This is a genomic window from Alloyangia mangrovi (assembly GCF_002300555.2).
Classification (GTDB): domain Bacteria; phylum Pseudomonadota; class Alphaproteobacteria; order Rhodobacterales; family Rhodobacteraceae; genus Salipiger; species Salipiger mangrovi.
Genome location: NZ_NTHN02000024.1, coordinates 70,105 through 76,843 on the forward strand (window position 1 = coordinate 70,105; position 6,739 = coordinate 76,843).

Here is a 6,739-nt window from a genome sequence, read left to right on the forward strand (position 1 = left end):
TCAGCGGCCCCGGCGCAATTCCGTCCAGAGGAAAAGGCCCCAGGCGGCGAACACCATCAGCGCCAACCCGGCCCAGGTCAGCGCATAGCTGAGGTGCGCGTTGCGGAAACTGACCACGGTCTGCCCGCCGCGCGGCCAAGCCTTGGGATCGCTGCCGATCTCCTGATCGATGAAGTAGGGCGCGGCGTTCTCGAGCCCCTTCGCCGCGGTGATCGAGCCGATGTCTCGGCGGTACCACTGACCGTTGGCGGGGTCGTTGTCGCGCGAGAAGAGCCAGCCGCGGTCCTCGGATAGGCGCAGCAGGCCAGTGACAGTCTGCGGGCCCTCGGGTGCCATGCGCGTGGCGGGCTCCTTGAGGCTTTCGGGCACCTGCCCGCGGTTGACCATCACCACCGTGCCGTCGTCGCGGCGCAGCGGGGTCAGGACCCAGTAGGCAGGGCCGAAATCCGCAGGGGTGTAAATCTGCACTTCCTCGTCGTTGAGGAAGGTGCCGCGGAGAGTGACATGCCGGTATTCGGCGCTCTCGGCGGTGATCCCGGCCCAGTCTTCCGGGCCGGGGGCGGGGACGGGCGCGGCATGGACGCGCGCCTCGACCCTCTCGATCAGGGCGACTTTCCAGTGCAGCCGGTTCACCTGCCAGATCGCCAGCGAGGTGAAGCCGATCAGACCGGCAAGGGCGATGAGCGTGACCACCACGAGGAGTGGCCAGCGGCGGCGCTGCACGCCGGGCTTATGCGCCGCCGCGCTCATCAGTTGTGACCTTCGTGGCCGGAGGCTTCGCCAGCGTCATGGCCGGCGTCATGGCCCGCGCCATGGTCGGACATGCTGGCGCCCGGGGTGGCCTCGGGATCCATCACCATGTTGCCCTCGCTCATCGGCATCATGTTCGCGTTCATATTGTGCATGACCCAGAGCGAGCCTGCCAGAACGATTGCCACGATGACCACAGCGAGAACCGTCGCCGCGAGGGTCCAGCCCTCTTCGGTACTGCTCTTGAGGTGGAGGAAGTACACCAGGTGCACCACGATCTGGACGGCGCCCAGACCCATGATGATCGCCACCAGCGTGGACGGTGCCATATCGACTTCCATCATGACCAGCGCGAAGGGGATGATGCTCAGGATCGCCGCGAGGGCGAAACCGGTCATCAGCTGGCCCATGGTGCCGTGCGATGCTTCGGAATGTGCGCTCATCAGATCAGCCTCACGAGGTAGACGAAGGAGAACACCCCGATCCACACGAGATCGAGGAAGTGCCAGAACATGCTCAGCGTCGAGAGCCGCTGCATGTTCGCCGGGATCATGCCCTTCATGCGGATTTGCGCGATCATCACGCAGAGCCAGATGAGGCCCGCGGTCACGTGCAGACCGTGGGTGCCGACCAGCAGGAAGAAGGCCGACAGGAAGCCCGAACGGTCGGGGCCCGCGCCGATGTGGATCAGGTGGTTGAACTCGTAGAGTTCCATCCCGATGAAGCCCGCACCGAACAGACCGGTGACCACCAGCCACAGGGTGGTGGCGTCCATGTCGTGGTTCTCGGCCTTGAGCATGGCGACGCCGAAGGTGACCGAGGAGATCAGCAGCAGCGCCGTTTCGATTAGTACGAAGCCCGGCTCGAAGAGGTCCTTCGGACCCGGCCCGCCGGCGAAGTTGTTGCCCAGCACGGCGTAGGCGGCGAAGAGCGATGCGAAGATGACGCAGTCGCTCATCAGGTAGATCCAGAACCCGATGGGGGTGGGGCTGGCGTGGTGGTGCTCGGGGTGGTGGTCGGGGCCCTTGGGCCCCTCCACGCGTCCGGTCAGCGGAGTGTCGAGCATGGTCATGCGACGTCTCCCTTCGCTTCCATTTCAGCGACCTTTGCCGCCGGGATCCAATGATCCTGGTTGTAGTTGAAGGTATGCGCGATCACCGTCGCGATCATGCCGATGAACGAGATCGCGGCGAGCCACCAGATGTACCAGATCATCGCGAAACCGAAGACCAGGGCCATGGCGGCGACGATGACGCCGGTGGCCGTGTTGTTCGGCATGTGGATGTCCTGGTAGTTGGTCGACCACTTGAAGCCGTCCTTCTTCATCTTCCAGAAGTAGTCGCGGCCGGAGACCACGATGTCCTGCGGGAAGTTGTAGTGGGCGGGCGGCGACTGGGTTGCCCAGTCGAGGGTGCGCGCGTTCCACGGGTCTCCGCCGACGGCCAGCTCCTTGCGGCGCAGGATCGACACGGCGAAGTTGATGAAGCCGCAGGCGATGCCGCAGGCGATCAGCACCGCGCCGAAGGCGGCGACGATGAAGTAGATCTGCCAGGCCTGGTCCATGTAGCTCTGCAGGCGGCGCGTCACGCCCATCAGGCCGAGCGCGTAGAGCGGCATGAAGGCGAAGTAGAAGCCGACGAACCAGAACCAGAAGGTGCGGCGTCCCCACTTGTCGTCCAGCTTGAAGCCGAAGGCCTTGGGCCACCAGAAGGTGACGGCCGCGTAGACCCCGAACACCACGCCGCCGATGATGACGTTGTGGAAGTGGGCGATCAGGAACAGCGTGTTGTGCAGCTGGAAGTCCACGGGCGGGACGGCCAGAAGCACGCCGGTCATGCCGCCGATGGCGAAGGTGACGATGAAGCCGGTGGTCCAGAGCATCGGCACTTCGAAGCGCACGCGGCCCTTGTACATGGTGAACAGCCAGTTGAAGACCTTAACCCCGGTGGGCACCGCGATGATCATCGTGGTGATGCCGAAGAAGGTGTTCACGTTGGCGCCGGAGCCCATGGTGAAGAAGTGGTGCAGCCACACGACGAAGGACAGCACCATGATGCAGGCGGTCGCCCAGACCATGGTCTTGTAGCCGAAGAGCGGCTTGCCCGAGAAGGTCGACACGATTTCCGAGAACACGCCGAAGATCGGCAGGATCAGGATGTAGACCTCGGGGTGACCCCAGATCCAGATCAGGTTCACGTACATCATGGCGTTGCCGCCGAGATCGTTGGTGAAGAAGTGGAAGCCGAGGTAGCGGTCGAGCGTCAGCATGGTCAGCGTGGCGGTCAGCACCGGGAAGGCCGCGACGATCAGCACGTTGGTGCAGAGCGTGGTCCAGGTGAAGACCGGCATGTCGAAGAGCTTCATGCCCTTGGCGCGCATCTTGAAGATCGTCGCGAGCAGGTTCACGCCCGAAAGCGTCGTGCCCACACCGGCGATCTGCAGCGCCCACAGGTAGTAGTCCACGCCGGGTCCGCTCGAGAAGGCCGATCCCGACAGGGGTGGGAAGGCCAGCCAGCCGACACGGGCGAATTCGCCGATGAAGAGCGAGATGTTCACCAGCAGCGCACCGGCCACCGTCATCCAGAACGAGAAGTTGTTCAGGAAGGGGAAGGCGACGTCGCGGGCACCGATCTGCGTCGGCATGACGAAGTTCATGATGCCAGTGATGAAGGCCATCGCCACGAAGAAGATCATGATCACGCCGTGGGCGGTGAACACCTGGTCGTAGTGGTGCGGGGGCAGGTAGCCCTCGGCGCCGCCGGCCGCCATGGCCTGCTGCGCGCGCATCATCAGCGCGTCGGCAAAGCCGCGGATGAACATGATGAAGCCGAGCACCATGTACATGATGCCGATTTTCTTGTGGTCGACGCTGGTGATCCAGTCACGCCAGAGCGGACCCCAGAGCTTGAAGTAGGTCATCAGCAGGACGGCGGCGATGCCGCCCAGCACGATGGCCGAGAAGGTGCCCACGAGGATCGGCTCGTGGTAGGGGATCCAGTCGAGGGTCAGGCGGCCGAAGAGCGGCGACCAGGTCTCGGGGGCTTGGACATGGGCTTCAGATGCCATCGTGCGCTGCTCCCTCATGCGAGTTCATGGAAAGGGTTTCGCCGTCCTCGTGGCCATGGGCCGGGGCGGAGGGCGTCGCGGGCACGCCGATCGGATTGCCGAAGCCGTCGATCGCGCGCTGGTCGTCGTATTGGTACTTGTGCTTGTCGGCGATGCCTTCGAGGCCGCCGCCGCCCATCTCGTCCTGCATCATCATCTGGTCCATGCAGACCTTGCCTTCGTCGACGCAAAGGCCGCGGATGCGGTCGAAGAGGGTGTCATCGACGCCACTGAAGTATTTCACCGGGTCGGCCATCGAGGGGACTTCGAGCGCGAGGTAGGTCTCGCGCGACAGCTCGTCGTTCGAGGCGCGGGCCTTCTCGACCCACTGGTCGAAGTCCGCGTCGCTCATCGCCAGCGTGTCGAAGTGCATTTCCGAGAAGCCCGGGCCGGAGTAATGCGCCGCCTGGCCGAAGAAGGTGCCTTCCTCATCGGCGATGAGATGCAGCTTCGTCTCCATGCCGGCCATGGTGTAGATCATGCCGCCGAGCGCCGGGACCGAGAAGGTGGTCATCACGGTCGAGGAGGTCAGGCGCAGGTTGATCGGACGGTTTGCGGGAACCGCCAGTTCGTTGACCGAGGCCACGCCCTGCTCGGGGTAGATGAACAGCCACTTCCAGTCGAGCGAGACGACGTCGACCTCGATCGGCTCGCCGATCTCGGTACCGATCTCTGCCGCGTCCAGCGGGCGGTAGGGGTCGAGCCGGTGCGTGTAGATGTAGGTGTAGACACCGAGGATCGCGACGATCACGATCGGGACCCCCCACAGCACGTACTCGAGTTTGGTCGAGTGTGCCCAAGTTGGGGCGTAGTCCGAAAGATCGGGGCGGTCGGCGCGGTAGCGCAGCGGGAACCACACGGCCATGAAGATGACCGGGATGATCACGATCAGCATGAGCAGGGTCGAGATGACCAGCAGGTCACGCTGCTCGGCGGCCACCCAGCCCGACGGCGCAAGCACGTCGTACTGGCACGCCGACAGGCTCGCGACCGCTCCCAGCAGGATCGGAATTTTGAACGATAGTCTCAAGTCAGCCTCGCAGGTCTTTCCGGATCGGCAGGTGAGAGGAGGAGGCCGGTCCGGGAGAACAATTCGGGCGCACTCAGCACGGGCGCGTCCGTTACAGGTGGCTCGCGCGTAAAATGCTGCAGGCGCGAACCGAATAGGTCATTCCGTCGCACATGTTTGCTGTTCAGCTTTCCGTTACGGAACGTGCGGCGCCGCGACTCGCTCGCCGCGCGGGCCGGAAATAGACCGGGTAACTGCGGAGATTCTAGGGAAATCATGCGGAAGCCCGCATCATTTTGCGGCGGAGCCGCGTCGCGGGCCGGTAGCGATCTGGGCCGAAGCGGGCCTGCCCATAGCGCGGGCTCATGAGGGGTACACAAAAAGTTGAACAATTCCCTCCGAGACTTGCGGCGCATTGCTCACAGCCTTGGCAGGGTGCCGTTGCGGGAAGACGCAAGCGCGGCCGGCTGGGCGCGCTCGGATTCGCCGCCGCTTGGCGCGCGTCCGGCGATGTTCTAAGCCTTTCCGCGCCGGCGGCAGGCTGCCGGACAATGTTCCACTCCGGAGAGTTCCCATGTCCACCCCGACCCACCTGACCGATTTTGTCGCTGCAGCGCAGCGCGCGCATGAAACCGGGGTGCGCTTCGCGCCCGCGGCAGGCGGCATCGCATTGCCCTCGGACCGGGATGAGTGCCTTGCCGTGCAGGCAGCGGTTGCCGAGGCGCGCGGCGCAGTGGCCGGGTTCAAGGTTGCCGCGGGATCAGGCCTTGTTGCGCCCGTGGTCGCGCCGATCGCGGCGGCCGATGTCGTGGCGGTGGGCGGCAGCGTTGCGGTGAAGGACCAGCTCGGCATCGAGCTGGAGATCGGTTTCGAGCTTTTGAAACCGCTGCCCGGCCCGGGCCTGCCTGAGCCGGTGGCCGAATATTTCGTGCCGCGCCCGGTGATCGAGCTGGTCGACACCCGGCTCGAGGGCGCGGGCGCCGACGCTCCGCTGCTGAAGCTCGCCGACATGCAGATCAACGCGGGGCTGGTATCCGGCGCCGCGCTCGGGGGTTGGGATGGCAGCGACTTCGGCACCGTCGAGGCCCGGCTGGTGGCCGGTGAGGCGGTGGTGCTGGACGGCGTGGCCAGCGTGCCGGGCGGCTCCGCGCTGGCGAACCTCCGGCTTCTTTGCGAGGTGCTCGGGGATCATTGCGGCGGGCTGCAGCCGGGGCAGGTGGTGATCACCGGCTCGCTCTGCGGGCTGCCCTACTTCCCCGCGGGCACTGAAGTGTCGGGCGAGATCGCGGGGCTCGGCACCGTGGCGGTCTCGCTGATCTGAGACGGCAACCCGCTGGATAAAAAGAATAACCCCGCGCAATCCGCGCGGGGTTCGTCGTTTCGGGGCCGGCTTTGCTCAGCGCAGGTAGCTCATCGGATCGACGCTGTCGAAGCCCTTGCGGACCTCGAAGTGCAGGAAGGCCGGGTCGGCGGCGCGCACCGAGCCAATGGTCTGCCCGCGGCTCACCGCGTCGCCCTTCTTGACCTGCAGCCCGTCGAGATGGGTGTAGATCGACAGCAGCTCGTCGGGGTGGCGGATCACCACGATCTGCACGTTGTCGGTGTTGCGGGTGATCGCCGCGACCGTTCCGCTGGCGGCGGCCTTCACGGCGCTGCCCGCGGGGGCCGAGATGTCGATCCCCTCGTTCTTGCCCTTGGAATATTCGCGCACGATCGAGCCGTTCACCGGCATGGCCATGAGGGCGTTCGACGTTGCCTGACCTATGTCGGCCACCGGCTTGGCGGTGGCGGCGGCGGTCTTGGCCGCAGCGGTCTGCGCGGTGCGCGACGGCTCGTCCTGCGGCAGCGGCTGCGCCGCGGAGGGCGGCTGCGGCG

General features: G+C 65.5%; 7 protein-coding genes. 1 reads left to right on the plus strand and 6 read right to left on the minus strand.

Annotated features, from left to right (window positions below; translation table 11 throughout):
• From CLG85_RS14240 to cyoA, 5 genes are read right to left on the minus strand one after another with little or no spacing between them, the layout of a single operon-like run.
• Window positions 1-750 (minus strand): SURF1 family protein, encoded by a 750-nt coding sequence (locus tag CLG85_RS14240; protein WP_260349343.1) that lies wholly within the window; start codon window positions 748-750, stop codon window positions 1-3.
• On the minus strand, window positions 750-1,193 hold the full coding sequence (gene cyoD, locus CLG85_RS14245; RefSeq protein WP_095881193.1) for a cytochrome o ubiquinol oxidase subunit IV: 444 nt from the start codon (window positions 1,191-1,193) through the stop codon (window positions 750-752). Before cyoD ends, CLG85_RS14240 begins: the two co-directional genes overlap by 1 nt.
• Window positions 1,193-1,822, minus strand: coding sequence for a cytochrome o ubiquinol oxidase subunit III (cyoC, locus tag CLG85_RS14250; RefSeq protein ID WP_095881194.1), 630 nt, complete (start codon window positions 1,820-1,822; stop codon window positions 1,193-1,195). The genes cyoD and cyoC overlap by 1 nt, the downstream gene beginning before the upstream one ends.
• Complete coding sequence (gene cyoB, locus CLG85_RS14255; protein ID WP_095881195.1) at window positions 1,819-3,816, minus strand: cytochrome o ubiquinol oxidase subunit I; 1,998 nt, start codon at window positions 3,814-3,816, stop codon at window positions 1,819-1,821. The genes cyoC and cyoB overlap by 4 nt, the downstream gene beginning before the upstream one ends.
• Entirely contained in the window at window positions 3,806-4,885 is a 1,080-nt protein-coding gene (gene cyoA, locus CLG85_RS14260) for a ubiquinol oxidase subunit II (RefSeq protein ID WP_235865319.1), read from the minus strand. Before cyoA ends, cyoB begins: the two co-directional genes overlap by 11 nt.
• A gap of 553 nt (window positions 4,886-5,438) precedes the next feature.
• Here cyoA and CLG85_RS14265 point away from each other — a divergent pair.
• On the plus strand, window positions 5,439-6,185 hold the full coding sequence (locus tag CLG85_RS14265; RefSeq protein ID WP_260349359.1) for a hydratase: 747 nt from the start codon (window positions 5,439-5,441) through the stop codon (window positions 6,183-6,185).
• A gap of 75 nt (window positions 6,186-6,260) precedes the next feature.
• Here CLG85_RS14265 and CLG85_RS14270 read toward each other — a convergent pair.
• Window positions 6,261-6,739: M23 family metallopeptidase (locus tag CLG85_RS14270; protein ID WP_260349361.1), on the minus strand; the 479-nt coding region annotated here is incomplete at its 5' end.

Bases quoted from the DNA above. Each gene is read 5' to 3' on its own strand.
- CLG85_RS14240 (WP_260349343.1), bottom strand. From the start codon at position 750: ATGAGCGCGGCGGCGCATAAGCCCGGCGTGCAGCGCCGCCGCTGGCCA.
- cyoD (WP_095881193.1), bottom strand. From the start codon at position 1,193: ATGAGCGCACATTCCGAAGCATCGCACGGCACCATGGGCCAGCTGATG.
- cyoC (WP_095881194.1), bottom strand. From the start codon at position 1,822: ATGACCATGCTCGACACTCCGCTGACCGGACGCGTGGAGGGGCCCAAG.
- cyoB (WP_095881195.1), bottom strand. From the start codon at position 3,816: ATGGCATCTGAAGCCCATGTCCAAGCCCCCGAGACCTGGTCGCCGCTC.
- CLG85_RS14265 (WP_260349359.1), top strand. From the start codon at position 5,439: ATGTCCACCCCGACCCACCTGACCGATTTTGTCGCTGCAGCGCAGCGC.